Genomic DNA, 13,458 nt, shown 5'->3' on the forward strand with positions numbered 1-13,458 from the left:
TACGTGATATTTAGTTAAAAATATGTTATATAATGTCTCTATTATAATTTTTATTTTTTGTTTTCGTTAATTTTATCAAACTACCAAGCTCTCAACATCAAAAATATAATTTTATGAGCCCCATTAGTCGATATACAAAGTTAATTCCTTATCTGTATTTTATTGCCATAAGTGCCTATTGGTTTACTGACGTTAATAGACATGAAGGCATATATGCATATCCTATACTATTATTTGCCATACCTTTTATTTGGCAAATATTTAAGCCTAATAAAAAACTAAACTTTGTTTTAGGCATTACATTTGTGTGCTTATCTTCATATTTAATACTAGCTTATTTATATGATATAACTTCATTTACTGATAAAACTAAAAAGTTTTTTGTGTATGGCGGACTATTCGTATTTGCGAATTTTGCCATGGCGCTATGGATAATAAGAAATAGTTTAAAAGAAAATATTTAATATGTAACTTTGTTGCTTAAATTTTTAAGCAAATGAACCTTAACGACGTTCCTAAGTTAAAGCATACCAATTCTAATAACTTTTTTCTTTTATGTGGACCATGTGCTATTGAAGGTGAAGATATGGCGCTACGTATTGCAGAAAAAGTAGTTACTATTACCAATAACTTAAAAATCCCTTATGTTTTTAAAGGAAGCTTCAAAAAAGCTAATCGTAGCAGAATTGATAGTTTTACTGGTATTGGAGACGAAAAAGCTTTAAAAATTTTACAAAAAGTTTCAAATACTTTCGATATTCCAACGGTAACCGATATTCACGAGATTTCAGATGCTTCTTTAGCAGCACAATATGTTGATGTTTTGCAGATTCCTGCTTTCTTAGTGCGCCAAACCGATTTGGTAGTTGCGGCAGCTAAAACGGGTAAAGTGGTGAATTTGAAAAAAGGGCAGTTTATGAGTCCCGAAGCCATGAAGCACGCTGTACAAAAAGTAAAAGACGCAGGTAATAATAAAGCTTGGATAACCGATAGAGGTACTATGTTTGGTTATCAAGATATGATTGTTGACTTTCGAGGTATTCCAACCATGCGCAACTATGCTCCTGTAGTTTTAGATGTTACCCACTCTTTACAGCAACCAAACCAGAGTGAAGGAGTAACGGGTGGCAGACCAGATATGATTGAAACTATTGCCAGAGCTGGTGTAGTAAATAATGTAGATGGTTTATTCATTGAAACGCATTTTGATCCTGCGAATGCAAAAAGTGATGGTGCCAATATGTTACATTTAGATAACTTAGAAGGGCTTCTCACTAATTTAGTTGCTATAAGAAAAGTAATTTCTAAGTTTTAGATTTTGGCTTTAAAATAAGCTTAAATGGATTGGTGTTTATTAACAATTGTTGCTCAATAACATAAATAATAACCTCATCTATTATATCATCAACGGTTTTAAAACGTAGAGATGTAACTGTTTTTCTGTTGGTAACCACAAAATACTCTCTATACTCCTGTAAAGCATCACCATGCCAAAAAGCTAAATCCACATAGTCTTTAGATTGATTCAAATAACACAATGGAATACCGTTACAGTAATAAAATGGTATTTTCCATTTATAAAATAATTGTGCATTAGGAACAACCGCTTCAATAATGCTTTGAAGTTGTAACAAAATAGTTTTATAAGGCTCTTCTTGCCTTAAAATATAATCTTCAGCAGGTTTCATTTCTTTAAAAAAGATATTATTTCAAACTTAACAAAAATTTATGATGAAAAATTGAAAATTATTTATTTACTTTGTATTTCAAAGTACTTTTATATGGAATCAAAAGATTATTTAAAAGACATAAGCGAGATTAAAGATTTAATGAATAAATCATCTCGTTTTATTTCGTTGAGTGGACTCTCTGGAATCTTAGCTGGTATATATGCACTAATTGGTGCGACCATAGCTTATTGGCTAGTAACAACCTCGGTCAGAGGTTATTTAATTTTAGATGGAACTATTTTTAGAATTTGTTTTGCTATATTATTAGGTGTTGCATTTTTAAGTATAGTCACAGGAATTTATTTAACAACTAAAAAAGCCAAGAAAAACAACGAAAAAATATGGGATAGTTCATCAAAACGGTTATTGTTTAATTTTTTGGTTCCTTTAATTACTGGAGGCATTTACATTTTAATCATACTAAACCAAGAACGTTATGGACACACCGCTGCCTTAATGCTCATTTTTTATGGGTTGGCTTTGGTAAGTGCATCTAAATACAGTATTGGAGATATTAAATATTTAGGTTTTACAGAAATTATTTTGGGTTTAATTTGTGCTTTAATACCTAGCTATGGGTTTTGGTTTTGGGTTTTAGGCTTTGGGGTTATGCACATAGTTTATGGTACTTGGATGTACTTTAAATATGATAAAAATTAAAATTTAATAAAATGGGAAATTTAATTATACAAAACAAAAGGCTTTTAATCATATTTCTTTCAGTAGTAGTTATACTATCAATTCCATTAATAGGTATGCAATTTTCAAATGAAGTAAATTGGTCTGTATTTGACTTTTTAATTGCTGGAATATTATTATTTGGAACAGGTTTAGCTTTAGAATTCGTTGTTAAAACTGTTAAAACTAAAAACACCAGAATAATTTTAATTGTTGCGATTATAGTACTTTTAACATTGGTTTGGTTAGAACTTGCTGTCGGTATTTTTGGAACTCCATTTGCTGGAAGTTGAATTTATGAGCATTATAAACAATATAAATAAAGCTTTTGATCATCGGATTAGATTGGGTATTATGTCCATTTTAATGGTGAACGAGTATGCCGATTTTAATATGTTAAAAGAATTACTGGATGTAACTGATGGCAATTTAGCAAGCCATACCAAAGCTTTAGAAAATGTAGAATATATTAAAGTGGAAAAGCAATTTATAGGACGAAAACCAAATACACGATACTCTACTACAAAACTTGGAGCTTTAGAATTTAAAAAACATATTGATGCACTTGAAAAATTAATTAACAAACAATAATTTTTTTAATCATTTACTTTGTATTTCAAAGTACTTTAATATATATCATGAAAGATTTCGTAGATAAACATTCAATCGTTAGAAATATTTGGGGAAATAGCGATACCATTCTCCTCATATTTGCCGGTGCTTCAGCCGAATTTGCTCTAAACAAGGCTGTTGATTGGTTGTATTTTACAGGACAGCTTCCTAAAGACCCTCTAAGCAGATTATTTTCAACAGTTTCTTATGCGCGTCAAATCGTGTTTTCGGATGATGAATCTGCACTAAAAGCTATTCAGAAAATAAATACAATACATACATCAGTAGAAAATAAACGCGGGAAACCAATTCCCGATTGGGCTTACAAAGATGTGCTTTATATGCTTATTGACTACTCCTTAAGATCTTATGAACTTCTTGAGCGCCCACTTTCATATTCAGAAAAACAAGAGGTAATTAATGTATTTACAAAAGTTGGAAAAGACATGGGTTTAAATGAATTACCAAAAACCTATAGTTATTTTGATGAGATTAGAAAACAACACTTAAAGCAAGATCTCAATTATGGAGCATATACCAAAGACCTTTATAAACAATATCGTAAACACCTGGGCATTATTCGTTACAAATTGTTATTGGAAACTCAAAAAATGTTATTGCCAAAGCATGTTCGTGAATTACTCAAATTAAGGAAAACAGGAATAATGTATTTAATAATTCCAGTTTATAAATGGTGTAGATATTTAAAAATAGACAAACTATTAAAAATATTAATACTACCTACAGCATATCAAAAAGACATCAAAGCATTAAATATTATAAACACATAAAAATTCATCTTGTTGAACTCAAAACCCAAACTCTGAAGAAAACTGAAAATTATTAAAGCAATTTAAAATCAAAACATGAAAAAACTATCACTATTCACAGGAGCACTCTTATTCAGCACCCTATTTTACAAACAAAATATTGGGTTAAACTTAACCTTATTTAGCTTAACAACCATTCTAATATTAGGTATTTACAATCCGATTGCATTTAAAAAGAAAAGAACAATTGCCTTCTGTATTCTTTATATAATAACAGCAATCAGTATCTTTTTTTATAAATCTACACTTTCAATCGTTGCTAATTGTGTTGCTTTTTTCACGCTTATTGGCCACGTCTCACAGTACAATTCATCCATTTACATTAATTGGATTAATGGATTGTACACATTTATAGCTGGTTTTTTTCATCGGAATTTTAGTGTTATTGAAAATGAACAAAAAGTAAAGCCAAACAAAACTATTGATTACGTTCATTGGACAAAAATCATAGGAATTCCAATGGTAGTTGTTATTGTTTTTATAAGTCTTTACAAAAATGGAAACCCTGTTTTTAGTAATCTTATTTCAAAAATTGACTTCGGTTTTCTAAACTTTCAATGGATATTGCTTAGTGCATTGGGTTATTATTTACTGTACAACATCTCAACACCGATTGCGGTAAACCCAGCTACAGAAATCGATTTAAAAACGGGCAATATTTTAAAGAATTCAAGTAAGTTTTCAATTGAGAACTCAAAAAAAGAAAATCAATTAGGTGTCATACTCATTTCACTTTTAAACCTACTTATTATCATTTTTCTAATAACCGATTTTACTTATTTACTTTCTTCAAATGATTTAAGAGCCTCCATTTTTTCAAATCAAGTTCATAGTGGCATCAATGCACTTATTGCATCAATAGTAATGGCAATAATAATTATCCTTTATTTTTTCAGAGGAAATTTAAACTTTTATCGAAACAATAAAACCCTAAAAAATTTATCATATTTATGGATCATTCTCAATATCATTTTAGTAATAAACACCTCCGTTAAAGACTACCAATACATTTATTATTTTGGTTTAACATATAAGCGGATTGGAGTTTTGATTTATTTATTGTTAACAATAGTTGGTTTGATTACAACATCAATTAAGGTTATGAAAATTAAAAATTTTTGGTACCTACTTAGAGTTAACACACATACCGCCTTTACAATTTTAATTGTTTGTAGTGTTGTAAACTGGGATAAGCACATCACCTTTTACAATATAAATTATGCTCAATCTATGGATTTTAGATATTTAAACAATCTATCAAACAATAATACCTTCTTATTGAAACATTACTGTGACTATTTAGAATTTAAAGGAAAGAATAATAGATTGGTAAACAAAAAATACAACAACTATATAAAAGAACTTAATGATAGAAATTGGCAAGAATTAAGTTATGATAATTTCAAATTGGATTCTGAAAAATAATTATGAAAACTCCTCTAATAATATTGAAGGCAAGTATTATGGCTACTTGTATTTTTTGGACAATACTATTTTCAAGAAATTTTGAAAGTGAAATGGTGCCATTTATAATTGTCTCATTTATCCCAATTTCAATTTGTTGTGGTTTAACAATTATGCTTACCATTTATCCATTCTTTAAGCTAAAGAAAGATGTTGAAAGTAGCATGAATATATTCAAAAAGTACTTTCCATTTTATGCCATTTTCAGTTTTGGTTTATGCCTTTACGGCTCAATAACAATACCGGATATAATTTGCTTTTTTGCTTCAGCTTTTTTCACAACTATGCAAACGTGGGTTTGGTTTGGAAAAGTAAAAGGAACTACTAATTAAATTATCAAGAGACTAAACATGAAACTCAACAAAACCTATTTAATAATCGCCATAATACTTTTAACAACAGAAGTATTGATTGCCATTTATTTAAAAACCGGATTTATACGCCATACTTTTGGTGATTATCTTGCAGTAATTCTACTTTATAGTATAATAAAAAGTTTTATCCCTGAAAATCATTTTAAAATTGCTATTTCGGTTTTAGTGATTGCCTTTATTATAGAATTTTTACAACTCACAAATTATCTAGAAATGCTCAATTTGCAAGATAATTATCTAGCAAAACTGATTTTAGGAAGCACATTCCATATTTCAGATTTAATAGCCTACACGCTAGGAATAATAACTGTTTTAATTATTGAATATAAAATCTATAAACTATGGATCACATAAAAACCTTACTATTTAATCGCTTTAAAACATATGCATTTGTTTTCTTATCCATACTTTTTAGTTTAGGTTTACTTATGATTCGGTTGAAAATCATGAATTCATTTTTTTATTTGTTCTTGGTTTGGAATTTGTTTCTGGCAATCATCCCTTTTGTTATAACTAGTTATTTGATGAGCCTTCCCAAGCTCAATAAATTAACACTTGCTTTTTGGTTTTGCGTATGGCTACTTTTTTTGCCCAATGCACCCTACATCATTACAGATTTGTTACATTTAAAAATAAGCACTAATGATTTACTATGGCTTGATATTTTAGTGATTAATGCTTTTGCTTTAACTGGACTGTTGGTATTTTTTCTCTCTCTTTTTGACATGAAAACGCTTTTAAACAAAATAATGAGCGCAAACAGAATATGTTATTTTACAACATTCATCATTTTTCTGTGCGGATTTGGTGTGTATTTAGGACGGTTCTTACGTTACAATTCTTGGGAAATAGTTAGTAATCCAACACACTTATCAAAAGATGTTATAAATATTATTTTTAATCCATTTACGCATAAAGACGCTTGGTTGTTTACTTTATTGTTTGGCGCTTTTTTGTATGTTGGTTTTATAGTGTTTAAAGCACTAACAAAGGATAAGATATTATAAATCTCTATTTTTATCTTGAATTTTTCTTACTATTGATGTTGCACTATTTCTTGTTAAAAACCGAGGCAAAACTGATAAAAACTTGTTAAATCTACCAGGGATAGCAACCGTTTTTCCCTTATGCATAGCCCTATAACCATATATTGCCACTTTTGACGGACATGCCATATTAAAAGCAATTTTATTATCGATATTATTTTCTGAAACCACGCTTTGAAAATCTGTTTTTGTAGGACCGGGACATAGCACGGTTACCGTAACTCCTGTGCCCTTTAATTCATTTGCAATAGCTTCAGAAAATGATAACATATACGCTTTTGATGCGTAATAAATAGACATGAGCGGTCCAGGTTGAAAAGCAGCCAAAGACGAAATATTTAAAATTTTTCCAGAACCCTTTTTAAGCATTCCATCTAAAAATAATTTTGTTAGGTGTGTTGTAGTTAAAATATGCAAATGCAACATATCAAGTTCGCGCTCCCAATCCGTTCCAGAAAAAGTACCGAACAATCCAAAACCGGCATTATTAACTAATACATCTATAGAAATATCTTTAATCTCGTCATAAATTTCTAAGGCCACATTGGGTTTACTTAAATCTTTGATGATAATATCAACTTTACATTTGAAAGCTATATTTAATTCAGATTTTACTTTCTTAAGGTTTGGCGCATCAATATCCACAAGGATTAGATTATAATTATCTTTTGCCAATAAAAGCGATAATTCATATCCTAAACCTGAAGCTGCTCCTGTTACTAAGGCGGTTTTGGTCATTGAGATAATTCTGCCCTAAATTTATTCTTTTCCATCTACATAGTTCTGTAAATACGAGAATTTTTCAGTTAGTTTTCCATTTTCAGTAATTTTAGCACGTTGTAAAACACCATCTTTATCATTATTAAAAAACGCAGGAATAACATGTTTTAAAAACTGTTCTCCAAAACCTTCGCTGGCATCTTTCGGAAGCTCGCAAGGTAAATTATCGACGGCCATAACGGTTATAGCGTTTTCATTTTTATAATCTATTTCAGTTTCGGTTTGCGGGTCGTAGCCATAAATAGGGTCTGCAATAGTTGATGCTCGAAGTGTCGTGGCTACTGGTCCATCAACATCGCAACTAACATCGGCAACAACTTTTATATTAAAATCTGGAGATTTTACGTTATTTCTTGTATATAAATAAGGTGCGCCATCACCATAAAAATGACCAGCAATATAATAATCGGTTACTTTGGCAAATCGCATAAAGTCAGACACGTACTCTTGTGGATTATTATAAAAATCCGTATTGTCAATCACCTGTCCATCTTTTCGTTTGTTGTAATCTAAAACATCTATTTTGCAGTAAACGGGTTCGTTAAATGTATTTTTTAAATAGTCATGAACTGAAACACTCCTAATACCCATTGCATCTAGCATTTCTTGTGCACCATTTGATACTTTTCCACTACCAGTAAGTAAAATTTTAATATTTGGAAGTTTAATATTATTGAGCTCTTTTATTAGTGCTTCTTGATTAGGCAAAGGTCCTGCTTTTGGTAAATTCCAGGAATCATACTTTAATCCCCACGCTCTAAATCCGTTGTAAGCTCCAACAATACCAGCATATCTTCCAAAGCCTATTAATCGGAAACCTTTTTCATTTACTATGGTTTCATGGTCGTACAACTCTATATTTTTCTCTAAAATGGCTCTTAAAAGCTTTCTGTTATAGGGCTGCTTTTTTATGGTGTGAGAGAAGAAAAAGTATTTTTTGTTTGGAATAAGTGCCTCAATTGGTACTTCCTTTACACCAATCATAACATCGCAGTCTGAAACATCATTTATAACTTCAAAACCTTCAGCTTCATATTGTTCATCTGGAAAAACACGAATATCGCTTGATTCCACTTTAAATTCGGCTTTAGGGAATTGCTGTTTGGCTTCTTTTAGTTTTGATGGTGAAAAAACCACGCGACGATCGGGTGGGTTTTTGCGCTCTTTTATAATAGCAAATTTCATAGATATGGTTTAGGCGCCCAACAATGGCAAATGTTTTATTTTATGATAGGTCAAAGCTAATGAAATACAGTGTTTTAATTCCGCTTCAGGGATATTATCATTTAAATCAAACAAAATAGCCCGCTTTCCTTCATATTTAAATGTGTTTTTATAGATGGTTTTAAATGTTGAGACTAGGCTTGAAGTGCATTGAAAATACATAGCGTATTGATTTGGGTTCTTAGCTTTCCAATCCATACGTAAAGTACTTCCGTGTTTTGTTATATAACTTGGTTCTCCCCATTTAAGAGTTTCTTCAAGCTTCTCAACACTGTCAATTTGTGAGGCTGTTTTTAAAACCAATTTTCTAAGGTTTAGCATTTGTTTTTTTACGGTTTTTGGGTAACGATTAAAAACATCCTCAACTTTTGGGCTACTGACAATTTGCATAGTTTTTGAAACTGGAATAATTTTTGCTCTAAAATAGTAGGATTTAAAATGAATTACAAACTTTTTAAATACCTTTGCAACCCGCGTTAAGGATTGAGGCATTTGTTGGAGCTCTTTTTTGTTTTTCTCAAAAAAAGCGACTGCCGAAAGCCTGACCCGAAAGGGTGACGCCCACTTCTCGATACATCCCGAAATAAATTCGGGACACTCGAAGTGACAGAATTTACTATTTCATTAAAAACGGGGTCGACTGGTTTTGACAGCGAGATTAATTGAACGGTAAGCACGTCGTGTAATGGCATTGAAACACGTAAAAGGCTAGACCAAACTTTAAACGGCGAGAATAACTACGCTTTAGCTGCTTAATCTGAATTTTAGTAAGATTGGCCTAGGTACACAAGGTGTACAAGCTTTATGTCTCCGGAAAGCCTTGGTTAACGGCGTTCCATTTTGAGGCATCGTAAATGTTAACATAGATTGGGTAGTGCTTTGATACCCTTTTGAAACTAAAAAAGCTAAGTTGTAAGTAGGTTGTCTTTAACCAGCTTACAATCGAAAAAACAAGAAAAGAATAAACGTGTAGAAAGCCCTTTGGTTACTTGTTTGGACGAGAGTTCGATTCTCTCCGACTCCACTTTAAAAAAACCGATTTAACAATCGGTTTTTTTGGTTTTATAAACTTACCTGAATTTAAACTGGTAAGTGGTCTGTTGGATACTTTAAATCCCAGTTATCGCTTAAAACAGCATATTTATTTACTACTATATCGGATGCGGTAAAATAAAGTTATTCTGTATATAAAATATCACTTTTTACTGATATCCCATTTTCATTGAAAGCTTCAATTGTAAAATAATAAGGTGTATCTCGGTCTAAACATCTCATAAAATGTGTATTAGTATCGTAGACTTGCCAAGATTGATATAGCTTGTCTGGTGCAATTCCCCAACGAATGTTGTAACCTTGTGCGTCTTCTTCAGGATTCCAGTTAAAGGACACATCTCTTCGGTCTTTATCTCTTTTAATATCAAAACCTGAAACTTTTTCTGGTTTTTTCCCTAAACCTAAACCAAAAACTCTAAACTCCGACATAGCAAAATTTGCACCCGGTACTTCAACGTTTTTATATCTTACATATTTTGCCTTCAACGGCTCGTTTAAAACAATATATGCATTAGGAGCATCTTTATCACTTTGGCTTCTATCAACAACTGTTTGCCAGTTGTTACCATCTTCTGACGTTTCAATGGTAAAACGGTGTTTTAAGCCTTCGACACGTGTGTAAATTCCAGATTCGTAATCGTGAAAATTCAGTTGAAATGCGTGAATATTTCCCGGTTGTTTCATTTCAATGGTAATCCACTGTTTATCATTGTTTGCTTCGGCAACCCAAAAGGTTTTTGGGTTTTCATCGGTTAATACTCTGGAAATAATTTCCTCCTTCGCGTTTTTCTCAAGTGGTAATTCAGTGACTTCTACATCATCATCATTGGACGTAAATTTCATAATCTGTTTTAAGGATGATGATACGGTTACATTTCCTTTGTATGAAAGCAACATCCAACCATTATGTTGTCCTGCTTTTGTAGGATGACTTGGAGCAAAGCGCGGATAATCGCCATAATCTGTAGTGGAATACATTAATCCTTCATCATCAAAATAGGTAGGAAACATACACAAGCGACGTTCCCATTGCGCATTAGAAGCTAATGCCATAGTAGCGAAATGCCAATATTGCCCATTGGTTTGTTTAACTGTAATTCCGTGTCCCGCACCATTGGTAAAACCACCTGGTTTAAAACTCATGGGATTATTTTTCATGTAAGTAAAAGGCCCTAACGGTGTATCTCCAACATAAGCTCCATCGGCATAAACATTAAATTGAGTACCCGGAGCAGCATACTGCAAATAATATTTTCCGTTGTGCTTCGTCATGGAAGCGCCTTCCATATAGCCCTCTTTTAAAGTAGGGTGGAAATTATTTTCGCCAAAACGTTCCCAACCATGTTCTTCTTCAACAAGGTTTATCAATTCCTTTTTAACGCCTGTTTCAAGAAAACGGTCATCTTTATTCAACATTTTTACACGTAATGGATGTACGTTAGATGAGCCCCAGTACAGATAGGTTTTTCCGTCATCATCAATAAATAATTCTGAATCTTGGATATTGTTTGAAATTGAAGGTGTTGGGGTCCATTTTCCCCTTTTTGGATCGTCGGTATAAAGAATACTCCCGTAACCAGCTGGATCTCCTGCAAAATACACCAACGAATCTTTATAATTGAAAGCAGTTGGCGCATTGCATCCTTCAAAAAACCATTGTTGAGGCTTAATGAACTTCCAATTGACTAAATCGGTGGAATGCCAATAGCCAAAAGAGCGTGTTACAAACATATAATATTCGTCTTGAAATTCAATAACAGCAGGATCTGCACCTGAACGATAGGACAGGTTTTTACTTGAATTATAGACCATATAAGTATAGTCGATGTCTAAAGGATTACAATAAGTCTGGTAATCTCTTTTTTCATATTTGCTTAAATCTAATATCTGATGGTCTTCTGTATTTTGTTTTTTTTCAGTTTTACATGAAAAAGCAATTAATAATACTAAACCTAATACTATTTTTTTCATCTGCTAAAGTTTTATGTCTTTATCCTTTATTGCATCATACTTAGTACCTGTTTGACCACGCAATCTTTTAAATTGTTTATAAGCCCTTTCAACCTGCTCTTTTGGTGCTTGTTCAAACTCCTCTGTTGTGACTTCATATTGTTGTTGAAGAGCCACTAATCGATCTTTTAATTGAGTCTTGACTTCATCATAATCCGGGTTATTAATTTGATTATGTATTTCTTTAGGATCTTCTTCTAAATCATATAATTCCCAAGCGTCGATATCATCATAAAAATGCATTAATTTGTAACGTTTTGTTCTTACACCATAATGCTTTTTAACCATATGAAAAGCAGGGTAATCGTAATAATGATAATATACTGCATCTCTAAAATCATCACTTTTTGGTAAGTTTTCTAATAATGGTCGTAATGATTTACCTTGCATATCTTCAGGAATTTCTACCTGAGCATAATCTAAAAAAGTTTCTGCAAAATCGAGGTTTTGCGTTAAATCATCAATTACAGTTCCTGGTTTTATAGCGTTTGGATATTTAATTAATAATGGCATTGCCAATGATTCTTCGTACATGTATCGCTTATCAAACCACCCCTTTTCTCCTAAGTAAAATCCTTGATCTGTGGTGTAAATAACGATGGTATTTTCTGCTAATCCGTTTTCTTCTAAAAAATCTAAAACTTTACCAACACCTTCGTCAACAGATGCTATCGTAGCTAAGTATTCCTGTAAATATCGCTGCCCTTTCCATTCTGCAAGTGCTCTTCCCAATAAGTTAGCATCGTGAAATGCATCATTCTTTGCCTGATATGCATTATCCCATGCTGTACGTTGTTCTGGAGTCATACGTTCAAAATCTGTTGCCCAAGGATTCCATGCCAATTCGGGACTACCTTTTTTCTTGGTCATTTTTAAATCATGACCCTCGTACATGTCTTTGTAAATTGTTTGTTGTTGTTCTGTTGAACCCAATGAACCTTCATGATTTGTAAAATATGTATCAGGTAATGGAAATTGAATAGAATCATATTTATTAGCATGACGCAATGCTGGCATCCAGTTTCGGTGTGGCGCTTTGTGTTGTAACATGAGCATAAAAGGTTTATCCTCATCCTTAATACTACTTAGATATTTTATGGCATCTTCAGTAATAATATCGGTTGCATACCCTTGAATTCTCGTAGTATCTGCAACTTTGGTTTCCGAATTTATAGAAATAAAATCTGGGTTATAGTAATTCCCTTGATCGGTTAAAATATTCCAATAATTAAACCCTTGAGGTAAACCATGTAAATGCCATTTACCTATTACTGCCGTGTTATAGCCCGCTTGTTGTAGTAATTTTGGGAAAGTTTGTTGGCTACCATCAAATCTATCTCCATTCATTCTAAAACCATTAACATGACTAAATTTTCCTGTTAGAACCACAGCTCTACTAGGTCCACAAATGGAATTGGTGCAAAAATTATTTTTAAAAAGAGCGCCTTCTTTTGCAATACGGTCTATATTTGGCGTTGGGGCTAATTGGCTTATAATATGCCCATAAGCACTAATAGCTTGTTCTGCATGGTCATCCGCCATAATATAAACTATGTTAGGGCGCTTTATTGGTTTTATTTCTTCTTTCTGTTCCTTTTCATTCTTGCATGATTGAAATACAATCGCGATAAAAATGATATATTTTATAAATCTCATG

At 32.1% G+C, this 13,458-nt stretch carries 16 protein-coding genes and 1 other RNA gene; 11 read left to right on the plus strand and 6 right to left on the minus strand.

The features are described 5' to 3' along the window. The first annotated feature begins 113 nt into the window (after positions 1 to 113). Positions 114 to 464 (plus strand): hypothetical protein, encoded by a 351-nt coding sequence (locus L3X39_RS07255; protein WP_237231107.1) that lies wholly within the window; start codon positions 114 to 116, stop codon positions 462 to 464. Positions 465 to 496: 32 nt separating this feature from the next. Next, positions 497 to 1,315: a 3-deoxy-8-phosphooctulonate synthase gene (gene kdsA, locus L3X39_RS07260; protein ID WP_237231108.1), complete on the plus strand. Its 819-nt coding sequence runs from the start codon at positions 497 to 499 to the stop codon at positions 1,313 to 1,315. Here kdsA and L3X39_RS07265 read toward each other — a convergent pair. Further along, complete coding sequence (locus L3X39_RS07265) at positions 1,305 to 1,688, minus strand: DUF1801 domain-containing protein (protein WP_237231109.1); 384 nt, start codon at positions 1,686 to 1,688, stop codon at positions 1,305 to 1,307. The two genes, kdsA and L3X39_RS07265, sit on opposite strands and share 11 nt — an antisense overlap. A 93-nt stretch (positions 1,689 to 1,781) precedes the next feature. On the opposite strand from L3X39_RS07265, the gene L3X39_RS07270 reads away from it, so the two are divergent. From L3X39_RS07270 to L3X39_RS07305, 8 genes are all read left to right on the plus strand, one after another. Continuing rightward, the gene (locus L3X39_RS07270; RefSeq protein ID WP_237231110.1) at positions 1,782 to 2,390 is read left to right on the plus strand and encodes a hypothetical protein; all 609 of its coding nucleotides are present in this window, start codon (positions 1,782 to 1,784) and stop codon (positions 2,388 to 2,390) included. A gap of 11 nt (positions 2,391 to 2,401) precedes the next feature. Further along, on the plus strand, positions 2,402 to 2,701 hold the full coding sequence (locus L3X39_RS07275; RefSeq protein WP_237231111.1) for a hypothetical protein: 300 nt from the start codon (positions 2,402 to 2,404) through the stop codon (positions 2,699 to 2,701). 4 nt (positions 2,702 to 2,705) lie between these two features. Beyond that, entirely contained in the window at positions 2,706 to 2,999 is a 294-nt protein-coding gene (locus L3X39_RS07280) for a winged helix-turn-helix domain-containing protein (protein ID WP_237231112.1), read from the plus strand. A 47-nt stretch (positions 3,000 to 3,046) separates the two neighbouring features. Next, positions 3,047 to 3,811, plus strand: coding sequence for an oxygenase MpaB family protein (locus L3X39_RS07285; protein ID WP_237231113.1), 765 nt, complete (start codon positions 3,047 to 3,049; stop codon positions 3,809 to 3,811). 75 nt (positions 3,812 to 3,886) lie between these two features. Then, a complete protein-coding gene (locus tag L3X39_RS07290) occupies positions 3,887 to 5,275 on the plus strand; it encodes a DUF4153 domain-containing protein (protein ID WP_237231114.1) in 1,389 nt (462 codons plus the stop codon). Between the two features lie 2 nt (positions 5,276 to 5,277). Beyond that, complete coding sequence (locus L3X39_RS07295; RefSeq protein ID WP_237231115.1) at positions 5,278 to 5,646, plus strand: hypothetical protein; 369 nt, start codon at positions 5,278 to 5,280, stop codon at positions 5,644 to 5,646. Between the two features lie 18 nt (positions 5,647 to 5,664). Further along, positions 5,665 to 6,042, plus strand: coding sequence for a ribosomal maturation YjgA family protein (locus tag L3X39_RS07300; protein WP_237231116.1), 378 nt, complete (start codon positions 5,665 to 5,667; stop codon positions 6,040 to 6,042). Positions 6,043 to 6,134: 92 nt separating this feature from the next. Then, a complete protein-coding gene (locus L3X39_RS07305) occupies positions 6,135 to 6,695 on the plus strand; it encodes a DUF1361 domain-containing protein (RefSeq protein WP_262910969.1) in 561 nt (186 codons plus the stop codon). Here L3X39_RS07305 and L3X39_RS07310 read toward each other — a convergent pair. From L3X39_RS07310 to L3X39_RS07320, 3 genes are read right to left on the minus strand one after another with little or no spacing between them, the layout of a single operon-like run. Further along, entirely contained in the window at positions 6,690 to 7,472 is a 783-nt protein-coding gene (locus L3X39_RS07310; protein WP_237231118.1) for an SDR family NAD(P)-dependent oxidoreductase, read from the minus strand. The genes L3X39_RS07305 and L3X39_RS07310 overlap by 6 nt on opposite strands. A gap of 21 nt (positions 7,473 to 7,493) precedes the next feature. After that, complete coding sequence (locus L3X39_RS07315; RefSeq protein ID WP_237231119.1) at positions 7,494 to 8,699, minus strand: NAD(P)-dependent oxidoreductase; 1,206 nt, start codon at positions 8,697 to 8,699, stop codon at positions 7,494 to 7,496. A 9-nt stretch (positions 8,700 to 8,708) separates the two neighbouring features. Continuing rightward, positions 8,709 to 9,230 carry a DUF1801 domain-containing protein gene (locus L3X39_RS07320; protein WP_237231120.1) on the minus strand — a complete coding sequence of 174 codons (522 nt, stop codon included), beginning with the start codon at positions 9,228 to 9,230 and terminating at the stop codon, positions 8,709 to 8,711. Positions 9,231 to 9,370: 140 nt separating this feature from the next. Between L3X39_RS07320 and ssrA the strand changes: the two genes are divergently transcribed. Further along, positions 9,371 to 9,765, plus strand: a transfer-messenger RNA (tmRNA) gene (gene ssrA / locus L3X39_RS07325). A 149-nt stretch (positions 9,766 to 9,914) separates the two neighbouring features. Here the strand turns inward: ssrA and L3X39_RS07330 are convergent. Continuing rightward, a complete protein-coding gene (locus L3X39_RS07330; protein ID WP_237231121.1) occupies positions 9,915 to 11,762 on the minus strand; it encodes a family 43 glycosylhydrolase in 1,848 nt (615 codons plus the stop codon). A gap of 3 nt (positions 11,763 to 11,765) precedes the next feature. Beyond that, complete coding sequence (locus tag L3X39_RS07335) at positions 11,766 to 13,457, minus strand: sulfatase family protein (protein ID WP_237231122.1); 1,692 nt, start codon at positions 13,455 to 13,457, stop codon at positions 11,766 to 11,768. Between the last annotated feature and the right edge of the window lies 1 nt (position 13,458).

This window comes from Flaviramulus multivorans, assembly GCF_021728415.1.
Lineage (GTDB): Bacteria > Bacteroidota > Bacteroidia > Flavobacteriales > Flavobacteriaceae > Sabulilitoribacter > Sabulilitoribacter multivorans.

Excerpts from the sequence above, each read along its gene's own strand:
- L3X39_RS07255 (WP_237231107.1), top strand. The coding sequence starts at position 114 with ATGAGCCCCATTAGTCGATATACAAAGTTAATTCCTTATCTGTATTTT.
- L3X39_RS07335 (WP_237231122.1), bottom strand. The coding sequence starts at position 13,457 with ATGAGATTTATAAAATATATCATTTTTATCGCGATTGTATTTCAATCA.
- L3X39_RS07265 (WP_237231109.1), bottom strand. The coding sequence starts at position 1,688 with ATGAAACCTGCTGAAGATTATATTTTAAGGCAAGAAGAGCCTTATAAA.
- L3X39_RS07330 (WP_237231121.1), bottom strand. The coding sequence starts at position 11,762 with ATGAAAAAAATAGTATTAGGTTTAGTATTATTAATTGCTTTTTCATGT.
- L3X39_RS07300 (WP_237231116.1), top strand. The coding sequence starts at position 5,665 with ATGAAACTCAACAAAACCTATTTAATAATCGCCATAATACTTTTAACA.
- L3X39_RS07275 (WP_237231111.1), top strand. The coding sequence starts at position 2,402 with ATGGGAAATTTAATTATACAAAACAAAAGGCTTTTAATCATATTTCTT.
- L3X39_RS07295 (WP_237231115.1), top strand. The coding sequence starts at position 5,278 with ATGAAAACTCCTCTAATAATATTGAAGGCAAGTATTATGGCTACTTGT.
- L3X39_RS07285 (WP_237231113.1), top strand. The coding sequence starts at position 3,047 with ATGAAAGATTTCGTAGATAAACATTCAATCGTTAGAAATATTTGGGGA.
- L3X39_RS07270 (WP_237231110.1), top strand. The coding sequence starts at position 1,782 with ATGGAATCAAAAGATTATTTAAAAGACATAAGCGAGATTAAAGATTTA.
- L3X39_RS07310 (WP_237231118.1), bottom strand. The coding sequence starts at position 7,472 with ATGACCAAAACCGCCTTAGTAACAGGAGCAGCTTCAGGTTTAGGATAT.
- L3X39_RS07320 (WP_237231120.1), bottom strand. The coding sequence starts at position 9,230 with ATGCCTCAATCCTTAACGCGGGTTGCAAAGGTATTTAAAAAGTTTGTA.
- L3X39_RS07305 (WP_262910969.1), top strand. The coding sequence starts at position 6,135 with ATGAATTCATTTTTTTATTTGTTCTTGGTTTGGAATTTGTTTCTGGCA.
- L3X39_RS07290 (WP_237231114.1), top strand. The coding sequence starts at position 3,887 with ATGAAAAAACTATCACTATTCACAGGAGCACTCTTATTCAGCACCCTA.
- L3X39_RS07315 (WP_237231119.1), bottom strand. The coding sequence starts at position 8,699 with ATGAAATTTGCTATTATAAAAGAGCGCAAAAACCCACCCGATCGTCGC.
- L3X39_RS07280 (WP_237231112.1), top strand. The coding sequence starts at position 2,706 with ATGAGCATTATAAACAATATAAATAAAGCTTTTGATCATCGGATTAGA.
- kdsA (WP_237231108.1), top strand. The coding sequence starts at position 497 with ATGAACCTTAACGACGTTCCTAAGTTAAAGCATACCAATTCTAATAAC.